Raw genomic sequence first — 22255 nt, forward strand, 5'->3', positions numbered from 1 at the left:
AAAATCACCGCGTTTCTGTTGCGCAGATTGGAAGCGTTCTAAACCGGACGGCACGAATTGCCCGGAACGAACTTGGGCGCTAGGACGAAGTCCTGCGCCGGTTCGCTGGCGGCGTCGGGGTTGGTGATGCGGTGGACGAGGCGGCGCGCGATGAGGTTGCCGAGTTGAAGCGTATCCTGAACCACCATGGTGATGCGCGGGGTGATGACGCTGCTCCACTGCACGTTGTCGATCATCGCGAGCGAGATGTCGTCGGGGCAGGAAAAACCCAGTTCCTGCATGGCCTGCAAGGCCGAAAGCGCCAGCACGTTGTTGGCGCCGATAATGGCGCTCGGGCGCTCGGGCTGTATCAAAAGACGCATCGCTGCTTCATAGCCGGCCGCGCGGGTGAACTGACCGTCGACCACAAAGTTCGGATTCACCTCGACACCGGCGCTGGCCATAGTTTCGATAAAGCCGCGATAACGCTCGGCGGCGGTGTGAAAATGCTTGGGGCCGGCGATGAAGGCGATACGCCGATGTCCGAGCTGAAGCAGGTGCTCGGTGAGCATGGCGCCGGCCAGATAGTTGTCCGAGCCTATGAAGTCGCGCTCGATCCCGGCGACCTTCTGGTCGAAGCAGACCATGGGGACATTGATCGACTTGATGAAATCCACATATTCCGGGCCGAAGCTCGAAGGTGCGAGCGCAAGGCCGGCGATCTTGAGGCCGATTAGTTGGCCGATGAGCGCGCGCTCCCGATCCGGCTTTCCCGATGAGTCGGTGACAAGAACGAAGTGCTCGTGTTCGAGTGCGTAGTTTTCGAGCTCGCGCCGGATGTCGCCGAAAAAGGGATTGCCGACATTGCCGACCACAAAGCCGATCATGCGGCTGCGGCCGCGCGCGAGGCTCTGCGCCAGCGGGTCGGCCACGTAGCCTACCGCAGCGGCGGCATTGCGGATTTTTTCGAGCGTCTTGGCGCTGACCCGGCCAGGATTGCTGAAGGCCAAAGAGACTGTCGAAACAGACACTTGGGCCAGCCTGGCCACATCCCGGATATTCGCCATAAGGCCTTTCTCGAACCGTTTCTATCGTTCTTTATGGAATACGAAAGCGCGCTTCTCAAGAGGGCTTTGCGAAAAATATGTAGCATTCGCTGACGTTTTTGCAAATCCGAATGTATCTATTCACGTTTCTCAAACCAGGGCTTGACAAGCACTGCATCGGATTCAAGGATAATAATCGAACCGGTTCGATATGACCGACAGGAGGACAAGTTGGAAAGCGCAATGACGATGGGCGGTGGTGCCGACACAGCACAAGGCAAGGCCTGGTTCCTGGAGGACCGGTTCGGCATGTTCATCCATTTCGGGCTTTATGCGCTGGCGGCGCGGCACGAATGGGTGCAACACCGCGAGGAGATTTCACCCGAGGATTACCGGAAATATTTCGAGAACTTCGATCCCGATCTCTACGACCCGCGCGAATGGGCGCGCCGGGCGCGTGAGGCGGGGATGAAATATGTGGTGCTGACATCCAAGCACCATGAAGGCTTCTGCCTGTGGGACAGCAAATACACCGACTACAAGGCGACCAATACGCCCTACGGCAAGGACCTGCTCAAGGCCTATGCCGATGCCTTCCGCGCCGAAGGGCTCAAGGTCGGGTTCTACTATTCCCTGATCGACTGGCACCATCCCGATTTCCCCATCGACGGCATCCACCCCTTGCGCAACCACCCCGATGCGCTGGAAATGAACAAGAGCCGCGATGTGCGCAAATATGCGCAATACATGCGCGATCAGGTGACCGAACTCCTCACCGATTTCGGCGAGATCTCGGTGATCTGGTTCGATTTCTCCTATCCCCATCGCGACTATCGCGGCATGCCCGGCAAGGGGCGGAACGATTGGGAAAGCGAGGAACTGGTCACGCTCGTGCGCAAGTTGCAGCCCGATATCATTGTGGGCGACCGCTTGGACCTCCCGGCCGACGGTAATTTCCCCAAGGATCTTGCAACGCCCGAACAATATACGCCGCGCGTCGCGCCGACGGTCAACGGCAAGCCGGTGCGTTGGGAAGTATGCCACACCTTCTCGGGCTCATGGGGCTATTATCGCGACGAAACCACCTGGAAGGATGCGGGCCAGCTCATCAACATTCTGGTCGATGCGGTTTCGCTCGGCGGCAATCTTTTGATGAATGTGGGGCCGACGGCCCGCGGCACCTTCGATGCACGCGCCAATCAGGCGCTCGCGACCTATGGCGAATGGATGCGGGTCAACAGCCGGTCCATCTATGGCGCTGGAGCGTCCGAATATAAGGCTCCCAACGGGTGCAAGTTCACCCAGAAGGGCAACCGGCTCTATCTCCACATCCAGACCTGGCCGTTCCGCCACATCCATATCGAGGGGTTGGGCGGCAAGGTGAAATACGCGCAGTTCCTGCACGACGCGAGCGAGGTGCACTGGCTCGACCCCAAAGCGGAGGTGGATTCCAATATCGGTATCGCGGTGGGCGAGGGCATGCTGACGTTGGAGTTGCCGGTGCTCAAGCCCGATGTGGTGTCGCCGGTCATCGAGCTCATTCTCAAGGACTGATGCGGAGGAGCAGCGGGCGCAGCGGGTGATGTCATGAGCCAGGAGGCCGAATTGATCGCCGCGATGACACCGCTCATTGCGGACCTGGCCGAGGATGGCAGAGGCGCCGTCGCCTTGGCCGGGTCCCGCGGCAAGGGCTGGGCGGACGCGCAGTCGGACTACGACTTCCGCGTCTATGCCGATGCCTATCGCGGCCCGGACATCCGCGAGACGCCGCAATGGCACCGGTTCGAGGCGGCGCGGCGCGCCTGGGCATCGAAAGGCGTCCGCATGGATGGCGTCTGGATGCGATCCTATGCCGGCGTGCGGCGCGACCTCGCGGCCTGGATTGCGGGGACGCCTGTGCCGAAAGAGTTCGAATGGACCATTTGGGGCTACCAGCTCCCCACGGACCTTTATAATCAGCACATCGTCCATGATCCCGATGGCGAGCTGGCGGTCTGGCAGAGCCAATTGGCCATCTACCCCGAATCGCTGCGCGCGGCGATCCTGCGGCACTACCGGGGCATTCTGGCCTATTGGGCCGATGACGGCCACTACGCCAGTAAGGTGACGCGGCGCGACCTCGTTTTCCTCGTGGGGCTGAGCGGCAAGCTCGCAAACGCCATCCTGCAGGTCGTCTTCGCGCTCAACCGCGTCTATTTCCCCGGCGATGGCTGGAACCTGCAGATGGCGGCGAATCTGCCGCTCAAACCCGAACGCTTCATATCGCGCATGGAAGCCATCCTGGCGCCGGGGCAGGACCCCGATACCTGGGTGCGCCAGCGCCAGAACATCATCGCCATGGTCGCTGACCTTGAGGCGCTGATCGCGGCCGTTGACGGCCAAGACGACCAAGCCGGCTCTAAAGAAGGCCGGAACCACCCAATCGATCCGATTTCACCAATAGTCGCTGAGGAGAAACTATCGTGAAACGCACATTGATACTGGCCGCCGGTCTTCTGGCCGGCAGTTCGCTATTCGCCACCGCCCACGCCCAGGAGCAGGTGAACCTGACATGGCAGATGTGGGGCAATGAAAACGACACGGCGCTCTGGGAGAGCCTGGCGGACCTCGTCACCGAGGAATACCCCCATATTACCGTCACCCCGCAGATATCGGGCTGGACGGATTACTGGACGCGCCTGCCGGTCCTCGCCGCATCCGGACAGATTGCCGATCTGGTCGCCATGCAATCCATGCGTATGCCCAGTTTCTATGCGCTTCTGGAGCCGCTCGACTCGTATTTCGAAAGCGACGGCTTCGATGTTTCGGCGTTCGAAACCTCGATTATGTCCGGTCTCAGCTATGACGGAACGCAATATGCGCTGCCCTATGACGTCGGGCCGTGGCTCGTCTTCTACAACCGCGACAGGTTCGCCCAAGCAGGGCTCGAAGAGCCGGCCATGGACTGGACCTTCGACGAGTTCAAGGCTGCTGCCCAGGCTCTGACCGATGGCGAGAATTACGGCTATGCGGTGTCGGCTTTCGACTTCGTCGCCGGCCCGGTCGCCCTTGGCGCCGAATATTTCGACGACGGCAATAATTTTGCCGTGACCAATCCTGGGTATACTGAAGCGGTCGGCAAGTTCGTCGATCTGGTTGCTGTCGACCATGCCTCGCCGGTCTTCGCCTCCGCCGCTGGGGCTATGACCTCCAGCGGCCGCTTCGCCTCGGGCAATGCGGCTATGTATATCGACGGCCCCTGGTCGCTGATTTCGACCCAGGGCGATGTCGATTTCCCGGTGGGCGTCGCGCCGCTGCCACGCGGGGACGGCGAATCGCGCTTCATCACCGCCGGTTCGGGCTGGGGCATTTCGACCTCCAGCGATCATAAGGACGAAGCCTATCTGGCACTGCAGGTCCTGACCGGCCCCAAGGCTGCCGAAATCCTGGCGTCGGCGGGGCGCGCGCTGCCGGCGCGGCTGGCGGAGCAATCTTACTGGTATGACATAGCGGCCAAGGACATCAGCGGCACGCGCGAGACGCTGACCTATTCCTTCGACCATTCCACCCCGTTCCGTCTCAACGCGTATTGGAACGAGTTCGAGAACCTCATCAACCAGTACATGCCGCTGGCGCTCAATGGGGACGCGACGACCGAAAGCGTGTTGGCTGACATCCAGAGCCAGCTTCCATTCTAGGCGATATGTGCCCGGCCGGACGTCCCGGCCGGGCCGAACACCAAAACCGGAAGGGAGGGGTCCGTGACGGTGGTGCAAGACACAATAGCGGCGACAGAGGGCACGCGGACGCGGCGCAGGAGCCGGCTCGACCGGCGGGAGGCGCGCGCGGCGCTTTTGTTCCTGCTGCCGGGCTTCATCGGGATGGTGCTGTTCCTCGTTATGCCCATCGTCGCCTCCGTGGCACTCAGCTTCACCAACTGGAAGCTGCTGGGCACGCCTGAATTCGTCGGCATCTCCAATTATGTCCGGCTCTTTACCGCAGACCCGCAATTCTGGCCGGTGCTGCGCAACACACTGTTCTTCACCGCCGAATATCTGGTGCTGAACGTCGTGATCTCGTTGGGGCTGGCCGTCTGGATCTCCAGCCTCAAGATGGGGCAGCGATGGTTCCGGGTGATCTTCTTCCTCCCGACCTTCACCCCGGGCATCGCTGCCGCCATCGTCTGGATGCTGATTTTTGCGCCCGGCGGCTTCTTCGATTTCGTCATGCAATCCATGTCGGTCGCCATCCCCTCCATGCTGACCGACCAGACCCTCGCCATGCAGGCGGTGGTGATCGTCTCGATCTGGGCTGGCGTGGGCTACAATACGGTGCTCTTCAATGCGGCGCTCGACATGGTGCCGCAGACCTATCTCGAAGCCGCGCGGATCGACGGGGCGACGGCCTGGGACCGGTTCTGGAAAATCCGGCTGCCGCTGATTTCGCCGGTCCTGTTCTTCGGCACGGTGATGACCGCGATCACATCACTGCAGGTCTTCGACCAGATCTATGTGATGACCCGCGGCGGACCGGGCAACGCTACGGCCACATTGGGCTACGCCATTTATCAACGCGGGTTCCAGAACTTCCAGATGGGCTACGCCTCGGCTATCGCCTGGGTGATGTTCGCCATGATCATGGCCCTGACCGCCGTGCAGTTCTGGCTGCAGCGCAAATGGGTGCACTATGACAACTAAGGCAGCTTCCCGCCGCAAGATGGCGCTCGACATCCTCAACCACGGCGCGCTGACGGTCGTGGCGCTTGCATTCCTCTTCCCGTTCTTCTGGATGGTCTCCAACGCGGTGCGCAGTAACGCCGAGGTGCTGGCGATCCCGGTGCGTATCCTGCCCAACGTGTTCGAGTGGGACAATTTCGCCAAGGCCTGGACGCAGCTGCCCTTCGGTCGGTTCTTCCTCAACAGCATGATCGTCTCAGTAAGTGTGACGATCATCACTGTGATCGTTTCATGCCTTTCGGGATATGCCTTCGCGCGGCTGAAGTTTCCCGGCCGGGACGCGTTGCTGATGGCCTATCTCGGCACGCTGATGGTGCCGGCCATCATGCTGATCATTCCGCTGTTCCTGATCGTTAATAGCCTGGGCATGGTCAATACCTTCCAGGGCGTCATCCTACCGGTATCCTTCAGTACCTTTGGGGCCTTCCTGATGCGGCAGTTTTTCATGTCCATCCCCAAAGAGCTCGAGGAGGCAGCCCGGATCGACGGCGCGTCGCGGCTTCGGATTCTCGTCAGCGTCATCGTACCGCTCTCCATGCCCGCGATCGGCCTCCTGTCGCTTTTTACCTTCATCGGCCAGTGGAACAATTTCCTCTGGCCGCTGATCGTCTTGACGGGGTCCGAGAATGCCACGCTGCCGGTCGGCCTCACCATGTTCCAGACGCAGCAGGGGACGCAGTGGAACTTCATCATGGCGGGCGCGGCGCTGTCCATGCTGCCGGGCATCGTACTCGCGATCCTGTTGCAGAAGCTCATCTACAATTCCATCGCCCTCAATGCCGGCATGGGCGGCCGCTAAACCGAGGAGAGGACCTGATCCATGGCCAGTGTTACCATTCGCGAGGCGGTCAAGAGCTACGGCGCGTTTGAAGTTCTGCACGGCGTATCGCTCGCGGCGCGCGATGGCGAGTTTGTCGTTCTTGTCGGGCCCTCAGGGTGCGGCAAGTCTACGCTCCTGCGCATGATCGCCGGGCTTGAAAGCATCACCGACGGCGCGATCGAGATCGGCGACCGCATCGTCAACGAGCTCGAACCCAAGGAGCGGGACATCGCCATGGTGTTCCAGACCTACGCGCTCTATCCACATATGAGCGTGCGCGACAACATGGCGTTCTCGCTCAAGCTCGCGCGCACGCCGCGCGAGGAGATCGAGCGCGCCGTGCGGCGCGCCGCCGAGATCCTGGCGCTTGGCCCCTTGCTGGACCGGTATCCGCGCCAGCTTTCAGGTGGCCAGCGTCAGCGCGTCGCCATGGGTCGCGCCATCGTCCGCGATCCGGCGGTATTCCTTTTCGACGAGCCTCTATCGAACCTCGACGCCAAGCTGCGCGTGCAGATGCGGGGTGAAATCAAGGCCCTGCACGCGCGTCTGGGTGCGACGATGATCTATGTAACGCATGACCAGATGGAAGCCATGACCATGGCCGACAGGATCGTCGTCATGCGCGACGGCAGAATCGAGCAGGCGGGCACGCCCCTCGAACTCTATGACAATCCCGCTAACAGCTTCGTCGCGAGCTTCATTGGCTCGCCATCGATGAACCTGATCGATGGCGCGGTGGTCGAAGACGGCAATGGCGTTGCGATGCGGGATGCCTGCGGAACCCACTGGCCGTTGTCCGAGGCGGCGCGAGCCCATCTCGGGCGTCCGGTGCAACTGGGCCTGCGGCCAGAGCACATCCGGACCGCAGAAGGTGGGACGCCCGGAACTCTCGTGAACCTGGAGCCTACGGGCTCGGAGACGCACCTGCAGGTGCAGGTTGGCGATCAACCCATCATGGTCGTGCTGCACGACCGGTTCCTCGCGCCAATTGGTTCGACAGTCGACCTTGCGATTGATCCCGATTCCGCAAAGCTTTTCGATCCGGAGACCGGAGGGCGCCTGGCCTGAAGGCGGGGCAGAACAGGGAAATGCGGCGATCGGCAATTCTATCGCTCTTCCGTTATCAGTCGGACAAAGCCGCCGATTTCGGGCGCCTTTTATTTGAACAGCGTTGCACAATATCCCCAATGAGCGTGCGTGGCAGATAGGCGGTCTCCTCGGTCCGGCAGAATACGACATCGCTTTTCTCCTCAGACCGGCTGTGCCATGGCGCGGAACGGGACAAAGCTCACACCAGGATGATCTTTGACGGGCGCTCGAAATACGTCGGGTGCGGGGGATACCGCCCGGTGCTATTCGGCCTTCAGGCCGCCTTGCGGGAACTTGTCGACCTTGGCCTATCCAGGTCCGCAGAACACGCGGCGGTCCGCAAGCGGATGGAAGGCGCGCTGCTCGATTGGGCGACACGATGGTGTCCCCTGGCGTGGCGGCCCAAACCAACCTACACCACGCCAGGGGACACCATCTCGTAGGTTTTCTGTCGGGCTGCGGCGGGGTCACCCGGACATTCTTGCGGGCATATGCGATACCCAATGATCGGGTGAGTCCCCAAAGACCATGCTTGGCGACCGGCCACATAGCGGAGAGGTGATTCAAACCTATGTGCGCCGGGACCATGGAAGATGGGCTTATGCACTTCCCCGTCCCACGTCAGCGCGGTCGAAAGCCGTGCTCGATATTCTGGGCGATTGCACCGAGGTCGTTGTTGACCTGATGGTCCCGATCAAAGAGCACGCGGGCCGTCGCGTGGGCAATGGCCTGCGCGTAGAGTTCCATGTGTCCGAGCGGAACTTCCTCGTCCGCGGTGCGGTGGTAGAGGATACGGGAACGTCGGCGTGAAGCTCTCCCGTTAAGTCTGTTGCAGGGGCGGTCTCCCACCGCGCGGAGGACACTTGGATAGGTTTGGATCATCACGCCGCTGTCTGGAAAAGGCGTTGATTAATGGTGGAAGGTCCGCAACCAATCGCCTGCAATTCAGTTACCTGTAAGCGCCGCCCGGCGCCTTGTCCGTTCGGCTGCGGCGCGTGCTGTGTTTGGCGTGGGATTGCTCCCCAAGTACTGGCACGGCAGCCCTGCAATCGTGCCGGATGGTTGTCGCTATGCTCGAAAATCCGGAAAAAAGCGTGGTCCGCTCGACGCGCTGGCTTGGCCGGGCGCTGGTATTGGCCGTGATCGTCGGTATTGTCCTCGGCACTGTTTTCCTTTCTTCTCTGGACTTGGGCGAAACCACTCAAGCGCTCGCGAGGGTCGATCTCCCGACCTTGTCGGTGGTGCTCTTTTTGTCGCTTGTGAACTACGCGCTGCGGTTCTGGCGCTGGATCTTGTTTTTGGGCGGGCGGGCTGCCCCGGTTCCTTTTGGCCGGCATCTTGCTATCTACCTTTCCGGTTTCGCGCTGACCGCAACACCCGGCAAGGCCGGCGAGACGATGCGGAGTCTCTATCTTCGTCCGTTCGGTATCCCCGCAAGCCGGAGCCTCGCGGCGTTCTATGCGGAGCGACTGCTCGACCTGATCGTCATCAGCCTGATGGCGATGCTGCTCGTCGCCCATCCGAGCGTCATCATGCGGGTGCTCGGACTCATCGGCGCCGCCATCGCTCTGGTTTTGCTGGCCATGCAGCATCCGGGGATAACGGCGCTTGTCGGGCGCGTTGGCGCCGGGTTGCCCGGTCGTGCCGGACGCGTTGCCAGTATGGTGGCGGATTTTCTGGGTGAGGTGCGCATGATGATGACCGCGCGCCTTGCCGCCGGCGGAATCCTGCTGGGCCTCGTTGCCTGGGGTGCCGAAGGCTTGGGGACGTATCTGGTGCTCCATTCGATGGGATTTCCGATCGACCTTTCCTTGGCCTTTGGCATCTATGCCACGGCGATGGTTGCAGGTGTCTTGTCCTTCCTGCCGGGTGGTCTAGGGGGAACCGAGATCGTCATGACGTCGTTATTGATCCATGCCGGCGTCTCGGCCCCGGTTGCGGTTGCGGCCACGATCATTGTCCGGTTGGCAACCTTGTGGTTCGCCGTCGTGATCGGGTTGGCTGCGTGGGTCGGTCTTGAGGCTTTCGGTGGCCTCAAACGCCGCAATGAGGTCGCGTCCCGGTAAGGGAAAACCGTTAGATGACAAATCTGGAGATGCTCCCGAATGCTGAAGACACCGCTTCAGCGCCGCAGATTCCGCTGGTCGTTGCGCTCAACGGAACGCTGATCCGGGGTAACCTGCTTCTGGAATCGATAATCTTGCTGGTCAAGCGGTCATTGCCGACCATTTTCCTGTTGCCGGTATGGCTTATGGGCGGGAAGGCTGCATTCAAGGAGGAAATCGCCCGCCGCGTCTCGCTCAACCTATCGGGATTGCCCTTCAACCTGCCGTTTATCGAGCATCTCAGGCGACAAAAAGCGCGTGGCGTCCGTTTGATCCTCGCCACGGGCACACATGAAACGCTCGCAAGGAAAGTCGCTGATGAGCTTGGCCTTTTCGACGACGTTCTGGCTGCCGGAAACGGCAATAACCTCACCGGCGCCCAGAAGCTCGCGGCGTTGCAGCGCCGGTTCGGCGCGACGGGGTTCGATTATGCGGGCAACGGTCCCGAGGACTGCCTGATCTGGCGTGCGGCCCGGCATGCAACTGTGGTGGACGCGCCGCGTCGGCTGGTTGCCTGGGCCGGACAGAACGCCGATGTCGAGCACGTGTTTCCACGGCAACGGTCGCCGCTCGCGCTCTATCTCCGCGCTCTTCGCGTGCACCAATGGCTCAAGAACATTCTTCTGTTCGTGCCGTTGATCACGGCGCTGAGGTTCTCGGATTTCGCGGCCCTGACGGATTTGCTGATCGGCTTTTTTGCGTTCAGCTTCTGTGCGTCCAGCGTCTATGTGGTCAACGACATCATCGATATCGCGGATGACCGGCTTCATCCCAACAAGCGGAATCGCCCCTTTGCCTCCGGCGCGCTGCCGATCACGCACGGGATCGCCATGGTTCCGCTTCTGCTGGTTGCGTCGGGGGTTCTCTGTCTTTTCCTGCCCTGGCAATTCGCCGCCATTCTCGGCGTCTACTATGTTGCGACCGTCGCTTACACATTCGGCCTCAAGCGCATGGAGGCGATCGATATCGTTACGCTCGCCTTACTCTATACGACGCGCATCTTCGCAGGCGGCGCGGCTGCTCACCTGCCGATCTCGATCTGGCTGTTGACCTTCTCGATCTTCCTGTTTCTCAGCCTTGCGATCGCCAAGCGGTATACCGAGCTGATTTTGATGCGCAAGAACGGCAGGCAGAAGAGTTCGGGACGTGGATACCGGGTTTCCGATCTCCCCATGCTACGGGCCATGGGTGTGGGAACAGGCTACGCTGCAGCGGTTGTTCTGGCGGTCTATCTGGATACGCCACACGTTAGAGCAGCCTACACAGAGCCGGCTCTTTTGTGGGTTTTTGTGCCCATCCTCGTTTTGTGGCTCACGCGGATTTGGATCAAGACGGGACGAGCGGAAATGCACGATGACCCGCTGATCTTTGCGGCACGGGATCGGGTCAGTTTGACCTTCGCGGTTTTGTGCGGTGCCGTTATCGGGTTGGCGCTATGACGATCGCCGGCGCGACCTACCGCTCATGGGGGCGTCCGCCCGCGAAGGCAGAACCCAAAGCCATACGCCTGCGCTGGCGCGACGAGGGATTTCCCGTCGCGCGTCCCGTGCTGCCCTATGGCAACGGGCGCAGCTATGGCGATAGCTGTCTTGCCGGCGAAGGTACGTTCGTAGACCTTCGCGGCCTTGACCGCTTTATTGCGTTCGACGAGGAGACGGGGCTATTGCGATGCGAGTCGGGCGTCCTGCTGGCCGATATCCTTGCTCATTTCGTGCCTCGGGGGTGGTTCGTGCCGGTGACGCCAGGCACGCAATTTGTAACGCTTGGTGGCGCAATCGCCAATGACGTCCACGGCAAGAACCACCACAGGGCTGGTAGCTTTGGCCATCACGTGCGGTCCCTTGAGCTTTTGCGATCCGACGGCACGCGGATCGTCTGCTCGTTGGAAGAAAATGCCGACTGGTTTGCGGCCACCATCGGCGGTTGTGGCTTGACGGGGATTATTCTGTGGGCAGAAGTCACCCTGAAACGGGTGCCGGGGCCGGCGGTCGATGCGGAGGCATTGCGCTTTTCAAGTATCGACGAATTTCTTGAATTGAGCCGTGCCTCGCACAATTCGCATGAATATACCGTCGCGTGGATCGACGCGCTCAGTCCGGGTAAGGACGGAGCGCGTGGGGTTTTCTTTCGCGGCAATTTCGCCGTGGATCAGCGCCAGGTTGCCGCGGCCCGGAAGAAGCCGGGTTTGCCGTTCACGCCGCCAGTTTCGCTGCTCTCGAAGAGGACGGTAAAGGTCTTCAATGCCGTCTACTATCACTGGCCGCGACGATCCCGTGGCCACGTACACTACGAGCGATATTTTTATCCACTCGATGCGGTGGCGAACTGGAACCGCGTGTTCGGAACCAGGGGCTTTTATCAATACCAATGCGTGGTGCCCAACGGGGATGCGGTCGACGCAATCCGCGCGCTTATTGCGCGTGTTTCAAAAGCCGGCGAGGGGTCGTTCCTCTCGGTGCTCAAGGTCTTTGGCGATCACAAGCCGGCAGGCTGGCTATCCTTCCCGCGTCCCGGTGTGACGCTCGCTCTCGATTTTCCCGATCGTGGCGAGGAGACGCTGGCGCTACTCGATGCGCTGGATGAGATCACCGCGGAGGCGGGCGGCGCGGTTTATCCGGCCAAGGACGCGCGAATGAAAGCGGTGGACTTCCAGCGCAGTTTTCCATTTTGGCGGCGGCTCGAACGCTATCGCGATCCTGCGATATGCTCCGATTTCTGGCGGCGTGTCGTCGTTTCGCAAATTTAGGGGTGGCTGTGAGGACGATTCTGATTATTGGCGCCACTTCGGCAATCGCTGCCGCGACGGCGCGTTTGTTTGCACAGGATGGTGACCGGCTCTTCCTTGTTGCCCGTAACGAAGAGCGCCTCAAGGCGACGGCCGACGACTTGGCTGTGCGTAGCCGGAATCTTGCGGGATATCGCAACCTCGACGTCAACGTGCTCGAAGCGCATCAATCGGTTCTGGAGGATGCCGAAGCGGCATTGGGTGGGTTGGACATTGCATTTGTCGCCCATGGTACGCTGCCGGATCAATGGCGCTGCCAAGGGTCGCCGGAGCTCACCGTCGAGGAATTCCGGACAAACGCCGTCAGCACCATCGCTCTCCTGACCCGACTTGCCGAACGGATGGAGCGCAACGGGCGCGGCAGGATCGCGGTCATAACTTCGGTCGCCGCCGACCGGGGGCGGCAGAGCAATTATGTCTATGGTGCAGCGAAAGCCGCGGTGGACACCTTCCTCGAAGGATTACGGCAGCGGCTTTACAAAGCCGGCGTCGGCGTCACCGTCATCAGGCCAGGCTTCGTCGATACGCCGATGACCGCCGCGTTTTCAAAAGGACTGCTGTGGACGACGCCGGAGGCGGTTGCGCGATCCATTCACGCTGCCATAGTCAAAGGCAAAGATGTCGTCTACGTGCCCTTTTTCTGGCGGTGGATCATGCTCGTGATCCGTTTCATGCCCCGCAGCCTTTTCAAGCGAATTTCGCTTTAGCTACAACTTCAGCGCTTCCAGGGCCCGGTACGGATCGGGGATGATGACGCTGGGCTCTGCCCGCGCCTGCATCACCATCGCCCCTGCCATGAAGGCGAGAAACATCAGCATGATAACGAAGGCCGCGGAGCCGGACCGGTCCATGGCGGTTTGTACCTTTCGCTCGTGAGCGCCGGAATCGCTTGCGCGCGCTAGGTTGCGGGCGGGAAGCGGGCTGGAACCCGGCGTGTGTTGTCTCGCTACCCAGGCCGTGATCGCCTGAATGGCCGCCAGCCAGATCAGCGGAACGACTTCGACGACGACGCGCTGTTCCACCAGCCGGCCGAAAAGGATCGCCGATGCCAGCAATGGCAAGCCATACCAGAACACAATACGGCCAAGTACAGGTGAGAGATGCTGACGGAGCAAGAGCACCGGCAGGTAAAGCCCGGCGCTGAAACGCGCAAAATACGTGAGGAGGTAGAGCGGGCTCGCGAACAATGCGAGATTATGCATCAGGTGGTTTTCGTATTCCGACGCGCCGACGCTGGCATGGGGATTTTCCATGGCTGGAGCAAGCCATACGATGCCGCCGTAGATTGCGACAAAGACGGCGATTTGAGCGGCCAACGCCATCAAGAGCGTTTTGGGGCTCAGGCTGTGGCGGCAAACGCCGAAGAATGCTGCGATCATGAATACGGCGGTTTCCCGGTTCAGCGTGGCCAGCGCGAATACGCCGAGGTATGCGGCGAAACGGGACAAATCCCGCCGTCGCTCGAAGCGCACCAACATGAGTGCCGTGGCGAGCGTGAACACGGCGGCCGGAAGGTCGTATACATAGCGGAAGAGTCTCACGGCGCGCCATTCCCCAAGGCCCAGCGTGCCGGCCTCGTTCTGGAATGTCGATGGAAACCGGAAGTCGGGAACAATCAGATGCATGGCCACCGGCACGAGCACCGTCAAGGCGAGCGGCCAGCGCAGGCGTGGCGAAACCTCCGGGCAAAACATCTCGACGCCGCGCAACGCGACGAAAACCAGAGCCATCCATGCGGCAACCTCGAGAGCCGCGAATATGACATCCGCGTCGAGCCAAGGTACGACCTTGCCGACCCCCGATGCGAGCAGCGGCATAAGCATGCGGTACTGGAACGGTGCCGCGGCGTTGAAATCCGCCATGCGTTCGGGACTGGCGAGCCACCATGATAATGTTGCGGCGTAGTGAAAGCTGGTGAGGAGAACAGAAATCCAGAGCAGGGCGGCGATCCATATGCCCTGAACGATGCGGTCGCTATAAAGACGTGGGGCGCTCCCAGGCCGCCCGGTTACCGATGATGGAATCGCTTCCACGAGAGCCTCCACAGCCCTCCGCCTCGGCGGCTGGATGCCGTGTCCGAGCGCTGCAATAGGGCATAGTGCAACTTCCAATCGGCTCGATTGAGCCGGCGATTAGAACTTCCGTCCTGCTTTGCAAAGCTCCAAGGCTTTGTTTTGTCGCGTTTTTAAGCGGGGAAAACGGTGCCCGTTTCCTCCTGAAACGCTCTAGCCAATAATCGCCGGGGCCGGAAAAAGTTCCGCTGATGGCTATCCGTCGTCAGACGTTGAGCCTTCCGCGACGGTGACTGGTGGAGCGGGCCATTCGAGCGTCGTGCGCATGAGGAAGACGTTGTACGGCCCCCATTGCGACATCGTGTAATAGAGCGAGGTATCGATGGCGCTGCCAGGCACGATATAGGGCGCGTAAAGGCCCGGATAATCTTGCGCCGTTACCACGACCTGAGCGTCTGTCCATGGGCCGGTCAACTCGGATGCAAGGCGCAGCACGATAGCGTTGCGTTCAGGGTCGAAATACATCATGATCCAGCACCCGTGCGCCTCGCTCCAGGCAACTGACAATTCACCGACCGGAGCAGGCACGATTACGCGTGCGGCGGCCGGGTCGGACACCCATTCGGTGCCGGTCCAATATTCATATGCATTTCGGGCCAATATCTGGTCTGTGGCGACGCGGCGCAGCTTGGCGCCACCGAAACGCCCCTCGGGAATGCCGAGCGAGTAGAGTATGTCGCCGTCGCGGACGAACGCGACCTGCTCGAAGCCGATCGGCTGGGCCTGAACTGCTCCGGAAGGAACCACCCAGCTCTGTCCGTCATCGTCCGAATAGGCGATGCCGGAATGGCCGACCTCCCAGCGCCCTGGCCGTCCCCAGGTTCTGACCGACATGTAGTGCAGATAGATCCGGTCGCCGATGGAAACGCCATGGGTCGGGATGACGGTCTTTTCCAGGCCATCGATCTTGCGCGACTGGATGAGTTCCCTTGCCTGGCCGTCGGCTCCCGTGATCATCGTTTCGATCGGAAGGCCGTTCTGCGGGTCCGGATCGGCGATACGGGCCATTGTATTGCTGCGCCAGTTCCGGCGCCCGAACAGCCCCCTGGGGCCGAACGTATCGCCGAAGACCATATACAGCGCGTCCTTGTGGAAAAACATGTGCCCCAGATCGGTGCCGTGGATATCCCATTGACCAGCGGTGGGGGTGACCCCGCCCCCGCCGGTGATCTGGTTTACGATTTCGCTGCGTGTGACGCTCACCGTCAGCGGCGGCATGGCCGTTTCTCCATCCACCATAGGTTGGTCAGGCGACAAGCCATCCGGCGTTTCGATACTGGACAGCTCGGTCGTGGGGTCGGCAAAGGCGATAACGGAGAACGAAGAAAACGCAACGCAAACAAGGGCGGCCAGCAGATTTCGCGCCATACAAGACTCCCGATACATGTCCAGGAGCCCCGTATTTGCGGGCTTGTGCCCGTCTCTTGACCGGAATGTGAGGCTCCAAGCCCGTTAGCTAGATAGCTGTCGTATACGGGGAGTTGGAGCTCGCAAACAATTAAAAACGAAGTGATTTCCTCGTGATTTTCGGCATTCTTCTTTATTATCAAGTGTTAAAAAATATAGTTATCGTGCAGTGATGCCATGTATAGGAATGTTTCTGTTCAATTATACGTGATTGAAGGCTCTGGCGTATATGGTGCGGGAAACGAAACCTTAAGTGTTCCATCGCCCGGAAGTACTGCCGGATCGCGGTCGCAAGTAAAGACATAGGCAGGCCACCGGGTATCGGCCTGAAGGGGGACCTCGCGCGTGGCGCACCGCAATTCGGGGCGTTCATGTTCTATCCAATGGACGAACTGGAAGCCGTCGGTGGGGACGACGACGCCGTTCATATCCGCCCGAGACTTGATCTCGGGGATCGCGTGCCACCAGACACGGTAGGTCGGCGTGCGCGGAAGTTGTCCTGCCAGTTCATAGTAAAGCGTCGCCATGCGCAGTTCGTAAGACATGACGACCAGAGGATTATCGAGCGGCGCTTGCGCGACGACCTGCCGAATGGTCGGTCGCAGGTTCTCGAAAACGGGTGTCCGGTTCGAAAGGAGTGTGGCGATCTGCTCGGTGCGAACGGCTCCTATTGCCAGCAGCACCAGGGCCAGGCCGTTAACAAGTGCCGGGCGGTATGCGAGCCGCCATGCAAGCGTTGCGGCGGCCGCTATGAGGAGAGGCCCCAGAACCGGCAAGTGGAAGGCCCGAATGTCGTAGGCGCCATACCATAACATGAACGGCGCAAATGAAAGCGCCGCGCCATAAACCAGCGCGAGGCCGCGCCAGTCTGCATCCCGGCGTTTCCAGCCGGTGGCGAAACATACGAGCCCCGCGATGATCAGCGGCGCTGAGATCCATGGATGGGCCGAGAGCAGCGTCCCGGCCAGCGCTTCCAGCGTTTGCGTCGATGCCAGACCCGCACCGTACAACGTGCCGAAATAGGTCCCGAAAATATAATCCAGAAGCTCCTCCGGCCGCGGGGGCAGGGGCATATATTCGGAATAGGCCGTGTTGGGGTCGTAGGCTGCGTATGCCAGATAGAGGTACTGGGACGCGCCTACGAGGATAAAGAAAAGAATTGCCGCAATCGGACGCGGGCGCAGGATCAGGCGAAAGTGTGTTGCTGTCAGCCAGACGAAGACCGGCAGCAGCATGACCATCATCAGGTGATTTCCGAATGAGAGCGCATAGACGGCGCAGGCGGTGACGAAAAATCCGACGCGGCGGGTCTGGACGAAGAGGACCAGAAAAAAGAGAGTGGTAAGAATGAAGGCGAGATTGAGCGCATAGACTTCCGCCTCGGTCGCCTGGATGGCCATCAGGCTGGAGGTTCCAAGCAATAGCCCCGCCGCAATTGCCACGAGGACGTGGCGCGTCAGGCGATGCACGATCAGAACCGCCATAGCGTTGGCGACGGCCGCGGGAAGGACCGAGAGCGCGAAGGTCATCGCCCACCATGGCGGCAACGGCAATCCAAGCGCACGTACCGCTGTGCCGAGCAGCAACACGGTTGGGTACCCGGGGCCGTGCGGCATGATCGGTGTATGACCGAGAATCTGGAATTTCGTCGAGTCCCCGGGGTTGAACACGCCCCCCAACCCGGGAAACATCAGTAGCCCATAATAGACGAGCGACGCGAAAAAGATGAGCGCTGCGGCAATGGCTGGCACGCGCCGGTCGTCCTGCACCGGAGATTGCCGCTCTTTGAGCAGGTACGCGCGAACGGTCCGCAGCGCGCGGATCATGCCACGGCAAAGCCCCGCAACCATCCCGCCCCAATCCGGCCGGAACCTCGGAAACAGCCTTACCTTCGCCAGGTTCTGCCTATCCATTCCGCCACCGGCCTACCGATGATCCACGCCATGATGCCATGCGCTTCATCCGATCGTTCATTGGTGATGAGATGTGCCGGGCGGACCATCCATTGAGATCGGGATGGTTCCATTCGCCTGCGTCGCGAACAAGGGTGCCGATCGGCCTATGATGCGCGGAATGCCCGGTGCGAATACCGGCTCACGCACGGTTCCGCCGAGGCCGAAAGGAAGCTGGACGCCCGAGCCCTCATCCGTCGGGGTCGTGGGTGGGTCGAGCGAAGCCATACCCTCGGCCTCGAGCCTGCCGCTCGCGAGGCGGGCTTGGCCCGACAGGCTGACTTCGAAATCGTCACCCTGGAATTGTGCGAGCGGCAAATGAACGATGCCGTCGTGAACCGTCGCGGAAGCGATGAAGCTAGAGAACTGTGTCCGGCCCGCAACCGGCATCAGCGGATCTCCGCTTCCGGGCAGAACGCGCCCGTCCGCGAGTTGGCGAAGCGTCGAGACGATGTCTGCGCCGCTGAGGCTGCCGTTGCGGACGACTGTGACGGCCCAGCCATCGAGCGTGTCAATGGCGGCGCCAAGCGTGGTTCCACGTCCCTCGAGTGTGGTGGTCGCGTAGATGATGCCCTCTGGCGGCCGGTCCTGCCCCACAGGCAGTCCCGTTGCCTCCGGCCAAAGCGCCCGCCCAATCTCTCCCGCCGATATATGCTCCACGCTGCCGGTAAACCGCATGGATGACCCGAATGCCGTCGGCAAAACGGCAAGCCGTCCGCGTATTTGGCCGCCGGCCAGTCCCGTTTCGAGCAAGGTCAGCGTTATCCGTCCCGATGCCGCATGAAATCGCATTGTGGGTTGAGCGAAACTCAGCCGGCCGAAATAGACTTCCGGCGCACGCATCGTCAGGTCTATGTCGGCGTCACTGAGCCAGGACGGAGTGAGGGGGATGTCAAGCAGGTCCCCATAGTGCACGGGAAGAACCCCCGCGACGTACGGGCCGAAATCGAAGGCGTTGAATTCGAGCATTCCCGAGAGCAGCGGCCGGTCTCCGCGCAAGTCGAGGAGGACCCGGCCCGAAGCCATGGTGCCAACTGTCTCGATAGCCGCGTCGTGGAGCGTTGCCGTACCCCCTTCGGTAATCCTGAGAATCCCGGTCGCGCTGAAAGGGGCGAGCGTCGCAGGTGTTTTGTGCGTCTGCGCTGGGTCTCCCGAGGCGTTCAGGATGCCCCATGAATTCGTTGCCTGATCGATAGAGGTTGTTGCGATTGTCAGCGCTGCCGCACTGCCGGCCGGCGCAAAGAGGTTGCGTGGGCGCTCGAGGCTGGCATTGAATTCGATGGTTTGCCGGTGCCATTGCAGGACACTGTCGAGTTCAATAGGCGTTCCTTCGGCGCCCATGGCAAACCTTGCATTGATGCCGGTCATCTCTTCGTTCAGCCCCGGAGCCACGACCTGGACGCTTCCGCCGCGAAGTACAATCGCCTCGATGCCGCTATCGCGGGTTTGGACGAGGAGCGGATGTTGGAGGTATTGTGCCAGCCTCGCGAACACTGCATGCGGTTGCCCATGGGTATCCCGTTCGAGCCGGATGTTTGCGCCGTCCAGCGTTAAGGTCCTGGGTTCGAACCGTCCACTGAGAAGCGGTAGAACCCGTAGAGACACGCTCAACGACGCTGCGCTGAGAGACCACCGGCCATTGGGACGGTCGCTGCCGATTTCGACCTGTTGGAGCGTCACGGAAGGGGTTGGCAGGAGGGTGACGCTTGTCTTCCCGGCGACGCTGAGCGTTTCGCCGGTTGCTGCATGGATAAAGGTAACAATGCGCGTTTCGGCAAGATCGGTCCATGCGTGAGGCAATGGGCGCGCGAGCACCGCTACGCTCATAGCAGCAATCACTAGGCCGATGGAAATGAACACTCTCATGGCAGCAAAGTATTTTTTACATAATCGCCCAGGCGTCGATTGGTTGCACTCGGACGTATCACCGGTGGATCGCAAGCGGGTGGTGGAATGGCAAATGCAGGTAATTGAGCGACGGATGCCAGCGCTTCCGCCCCTCCCCATTAAGGGGAGGGGCGCGGTATTTGGCAGTAAACCGAAGCATTTGGCGTAAACTCATCCCCTCACCCCAAAGGGGCGAGGGGTCTATGAGGCTGCCCCAGGGCATTGCTTCCTTCGCCTCCCTTTGGGGGAGCCTCCGAGGCGACGGCCGAAGGCCAGCAAATCGCTCCAGCGGAGCGATTTGAGCCGACGAAGGCCCCGAAGGGGCGGATGAGGGGGATTCGGCGTAAGCCGAAGTTTCCGCCCCAAAAACTTATCCCCGCCCCTGAAACCGCGCTTATGATGCTCCTCACGGACCCGCTTCTGATGGGCGCAGGCGCAACGAACGTTTGGGCGGGACCGGTCCGGGTCCGATGGGAGTCGTCCCAGCGGAGGTCCAAACGTCACCGAGGCCAGCCACGGCCGAGCTGTGGTAACCGGGGAAACCTGGCGGGGATTGGCCCCAGCCCGAGCGGACGCCAAGCCAAAAACCCCGGATGTATGCGGCGAGGCTCGCTTCGCATCTATATAATCAGTATGAGGCGCGTCTCGCCGCATACCGTCCACGCTCAATAACATCCGAGGCTTCAAGGCCGTCGGACGAATAGGTGTGTCCGACGTCACATCGCTGCTATCGGTCGGATTCGCGCCAGCGGGGATTGATCCAGGGTTCGGCATTGTCTGCGGGGAGCGGCGGGCGGCCCAGGATGTGGTCGGAGGCTTTTTCGCCCACCATGATGGAAGGGGCGTTGAGATTGCCATTGGTGATGGAGGGGAAGATCGAACTGTCGGCAACGCGCAAGCCCTTGACACCGATCACGCGGCATTCGGGGTCGACCACGGCCATAGGGTCGCTCGCCTTGCCCATCTTGCATGTGCCACAGGGATGGTAGGCGCTTTCGGCATGCTCCCGGATATGTGCGTCAAGCGCGTCGTCGCTCTGCACATCGGCGCCAGGCAGGATTTCCTTGCCGCGATAGGGATCGAAGGCTGCTTGCGCGAAAATTTCGCGGGTGATGCGAATGCAGTGGCGGAAGTCGATCCAGTCTTGTGGGTCGGACATGTAGTTGAAGAAGATAGCGGGATCGGCCTTGGGATCGGCGGAGGTAAGCGACACCGCGCCGCGCGAAGCCGATCGCATGGGCCCCACATGCGCCTGGAAGCCGTGCCCCTCGGCGGCGGCCTTGCCGTCATAGCGGATCGCGATGGGGAGGAAGTGGAACTGGATGTCGGGGTAGTCGATGCCCGCGCGCGAGCGGATGAAGGCAGCGCTTTCGAACTGATTGGAGGCACCCAGCCCGGTCTTGAAGAAGAGCCATTGCGCGCCCGAGAGCGCTTTGCCCAAAAAGTTCCAGTGCTTGTAGAGCGTAATGGGTTGGGTACAGGCTTGCTGGATGTAGAGCTCGAGATGGTCTTGTAGATTCTGCCCGACGCCGGGGCGGTCGGCGACGACCTCGATGCCGTGTTCGGCCAGATGCGCGGCGGGGCCGATGCCGGAGAGCATCAGGAGCTTGGGCGAATTGATCGAGGAGGCGGCAACGATCACCTCGCGGGTGGCGCGGACGGTTTCGATCTTGCCGCCGCGCTCGATTTCGACGCCGGTCGCGCGACCGTTTTCAATGACGATCCTGCGGGCGAAGCAGCGCAGCAAGCTGAGGTTGGGGCGCTTGAGCGCGGGCTTCAGATACGCATTGGCTGCAGACCAGCGCCGGCCCTGCCAGACCGTCTGCTCCATCGGGCCGAAGCCTTCCTGCTTTTGCCCATTGTAATCGTCGGTCAATTCGAATCCGGCCTGGGCTCCCGCATCGACGAACGCCTGATAGAGCGGGTTGGCGCGCGGGCCCCGGGTGACGTGAAGTGGGCCATCCTTGCCGCGCCAGTTCGGATCGCCCCCATGGCCGCCATCGTGCCAGTTTTCCATGCGTTTGAAATAGGGCAGAACGTCCGCATAGCCCCAGCCGGCGGCGCCAGATTCGGCCCAATGGTCGAAATCACGGGCATGGCCGCGGACGTAGACCATGCCATTGATCGAGGAGGAGCCACCGATCACCTTGCCGCGCGGGCAGACGAGGCGGCGGCCGCCGAGACCAGGCTCGGGCTCGGACAAAAAGCCCCAATCATAGCGCTTCATGTTCATCGGATAGCTCAGCGCCGCCGGCATCTGGATGAACGGGCCGATATCGGTGCCGCCATATTCGAGGACGAGGACATTATGCCTGCCGTCCTCGCTCAGCCGGTGAGCCATGGCCGCGCCCGCCGAGCCCGAGCCGATGATGATGTAATCTGCCTGCACGGGAGGTTG

General features: G+C 61.2%; 17 protein-coding genes. 10 read left to right on the forward strand and 7 right to left on the reverse strand.

The features are described from left to right. Positions 1-38: 38 nt before the first annotated feature. A complete protein-coding gene (locus tag LG281_RS15120; protein WP_404402110.1) occupies positions 39-1046 on the reverse strand; it encodes a LacI family DNA-binding transcriptional regulator in 1008 nt (335 codons plus the stop codon). A gap of 222 nt (positions 1047-1268) precedes the next feature. Here LG281_RS15120 and LG281_RS15125 point away from each other — a divergent pair, with 222 nt between their 5' ends. The 6 genes from LG281_RS15125 (at position 1269) to LG281_RS15150 (ending at position 7628) form a co-directional block, all read left to right on the forward strand. Further along, positions 1269-2579 carry an alpha-L-fucosidase gene (locus LG281_RS15125; protein WP_404406777.1) on the forward strand — a complete coding sequence of 437 codons (1311 nt, stop codon included), beginning with the start codon at positions 1269-1271 and terminating at the stop codon, positions 2577-2579. Positions 2580-2612: 33 nt separating this feature from the next. After that, positions 2613-3491 (forward strand): DUF4037 domain-containing protein, encoded by an 879-nt coding sequence (locus LG281_RS15130; RefSeq protein WP_404402112.1) that lies wholly within the window; start codon positions 2613-2615, stop codon positions 3489-3491. Then, positions 3488-4702 (forward strand): ABC transporter substrate-binding protein, encoded by a 1215-nt coding sequence (locus LG281_RS15135; RefSeq protein ID WP_404402114.1) that lies wholly within the window; start codon positions 3488-3490, stop codon positions 4700-4702. Before LG281_RS15130 ends, LG281_RS15135 begins: the two co-directional genes overlap by 4 nt. An 84-nt stretch (positions 4703-4786) precedes the next feature. Then, positions 4787-5701: a carbohydrate ABC transporter permease gene (locus tag LG281_RS15140; RefSeq protein WP_404406779.1), complete on the forward strand. Its 915-nt coding sequence runs from the start codon at positions 4787-4789 to the stop codon at positions 5699-5701. A gap of 19 nt (positions 5702-5720) precedes the next feature. After that, positions 5721-6539, forward strand: coding sequence for a carbohydrate ABC transporter permease (locus LG281_RS15145; RefSeq protein WP_404406780.1), 819 nt, complete (start codon positions 5721-5723; stop codon positions 6537-6539). 21 nt (positions 6540-6560) lie between these two features. Further along, positions 6561-7628, forward strand: a complete 1068-nt coding sequence (locus LG281_RS15150; RefSeq protein ID WP_404402116.1) for an ABC transporter ATP-binding protein — start codon at positions 6561-6563, stop codon at positions 7626-7628. 642 nt (positions 7629-8270) lie between these two features. Here the strand turns inward: LG281_RS15150 and LG281_RS15155 are convergent. Then, positions 8271-8396, reverse strand: coding sequence for a hypothetical protein (locus LG281_RS15155; protein ID WP_404402118.1), 126 nt, complete (start codon positions 8394-8396; stop codon positions 8271-8273). Between the two features lie 323 nt (positions 8397-8719). Here LG281_RS15155 and LG281_RS15160 point away from each other — a divergent pair, with 323 nt between their 5' ends. The 4 genes from LG281_RS15160 to LG281_RS15175 are packed head-to-tail and all read left to right on the forward strand — an operon-like array spanning position 8720 to position 13246. Continuing rightward, complete coding sequence (locus LG281_RS15160; RefSeq protein ID WP_404402120.1) at positions 8720-9715, forward strand: YbhN family protein; 996 nt, start codon at positions 8720-8722, stop codon at positions 9713-9715. A gap of 14 nt (positions 9716-9729) precedes the next feature. Further along, on the forward strand, positions 9730-11193 hold the full coding sequence (locus LG281_RS15165; protein ID WP_404402122.1) for a UbiA family prenyltransferase: 1464 nt from the start codon (positions 9730-9732) through the stop codon (positions 11191-11193). Beyond that, positions 11190-12500: an FAD-dependent oxidoreductase gene (locus LG281_RS15170; RefSeq protein WP_404402124.1), complete on the forward strand. Its 1311-nt coding sequence runs from the start codon at positions 11190-11192 to the stop codon at positions 12498-12500. Before LG281_RS15165 ends, LG281_RS15170 begins: the two co-directional genes overlap by 4 nt. Positions 12501-12508: 8 nt before the next feature. Then, positions 12509-13246, forward strand: a complete 738-nt coding sequence (locus tag LG281_RS15175) for an SDR family oxidoreductase (RefSeq protein WP_404402126.1) — start codon at positions 12509-12511, stop codon at positions 13244-13246. Here LG281_RS15175 and LG281_RS15180 read toward each other — a convergent pair whose 3' ends face one another. The 5 genes from LG281_RS15180 to betA all read right to left on the reverse strand — a co-directional run bounded on the left by LG281_RS15180 (position 13247) and on the right by betA (position 22198). Next, entirely contained in the window at positions 13247-14401 is a 1155-nt protein-coding gene (locus LG281_RS15180) for a hypothetical protein (protein WP_404402128.1), read from the reverse strand. 405 nt (positions 14402-14806) lie between these two features. Next, on the reverse strand, positions 14807-15979 hold the full coding sequence (locus LG281_RS15185; RefSeq protein ID WP_404402131.1) for a DUF4185 domain-containing protein: 1173 nt from the start codon (positions 15977-15979) through the stop codon (positions 14807-14809). A 236-nt stretch (positions 15980-16215) separates the two neighbouring features. After that, a complete protein-coding gene (locus LG281_RS15190; RefSeq protein WP_404402133.1) occupies positions 16216-17931 on the reverse strand; it encodes an ArnT family glycosyltransferase in 1716 nt (571 codons plus the stop codon). A 57-nt stretch (positions 17932-17988) separates the two neighbouring features. After that, positions 17989-19836 (reverse strand): AsmA family protein, encoded by a 1848-nt coding sequence (locus tag LG281_RS15195; protein ID WP_404402135.1) that lies wholly within the window; start codon positions 19834-19836, stop codon positions 17989-17991. 748 nt (positions 19837-20584) lie between these two features. Then, positions 20585-22198 carry a choline dehydrogenase gene (gene betA, locus LG281_RS15200; RefSeq protein WP_404406782.1) on the reverse strand — a complete coding sequence of 538 codons (1614 nt, stop codon included), beginning with the start codon at positions 22196-22198 and terminating at the stop codon, positions 20585-20587. Positions 22199-22255 lie beyond the last annotated feature (57 nt).

This window comes from Pelagibacterium halotolerans, from assembly GCF_044811015.1.
GTDB lineage: Bacteria > Pseudomonadota > Alphaproteobacteria > Rhizobiales > Devosiaceae > Pelagibacterium > Pelagibacterium halotolerans_A.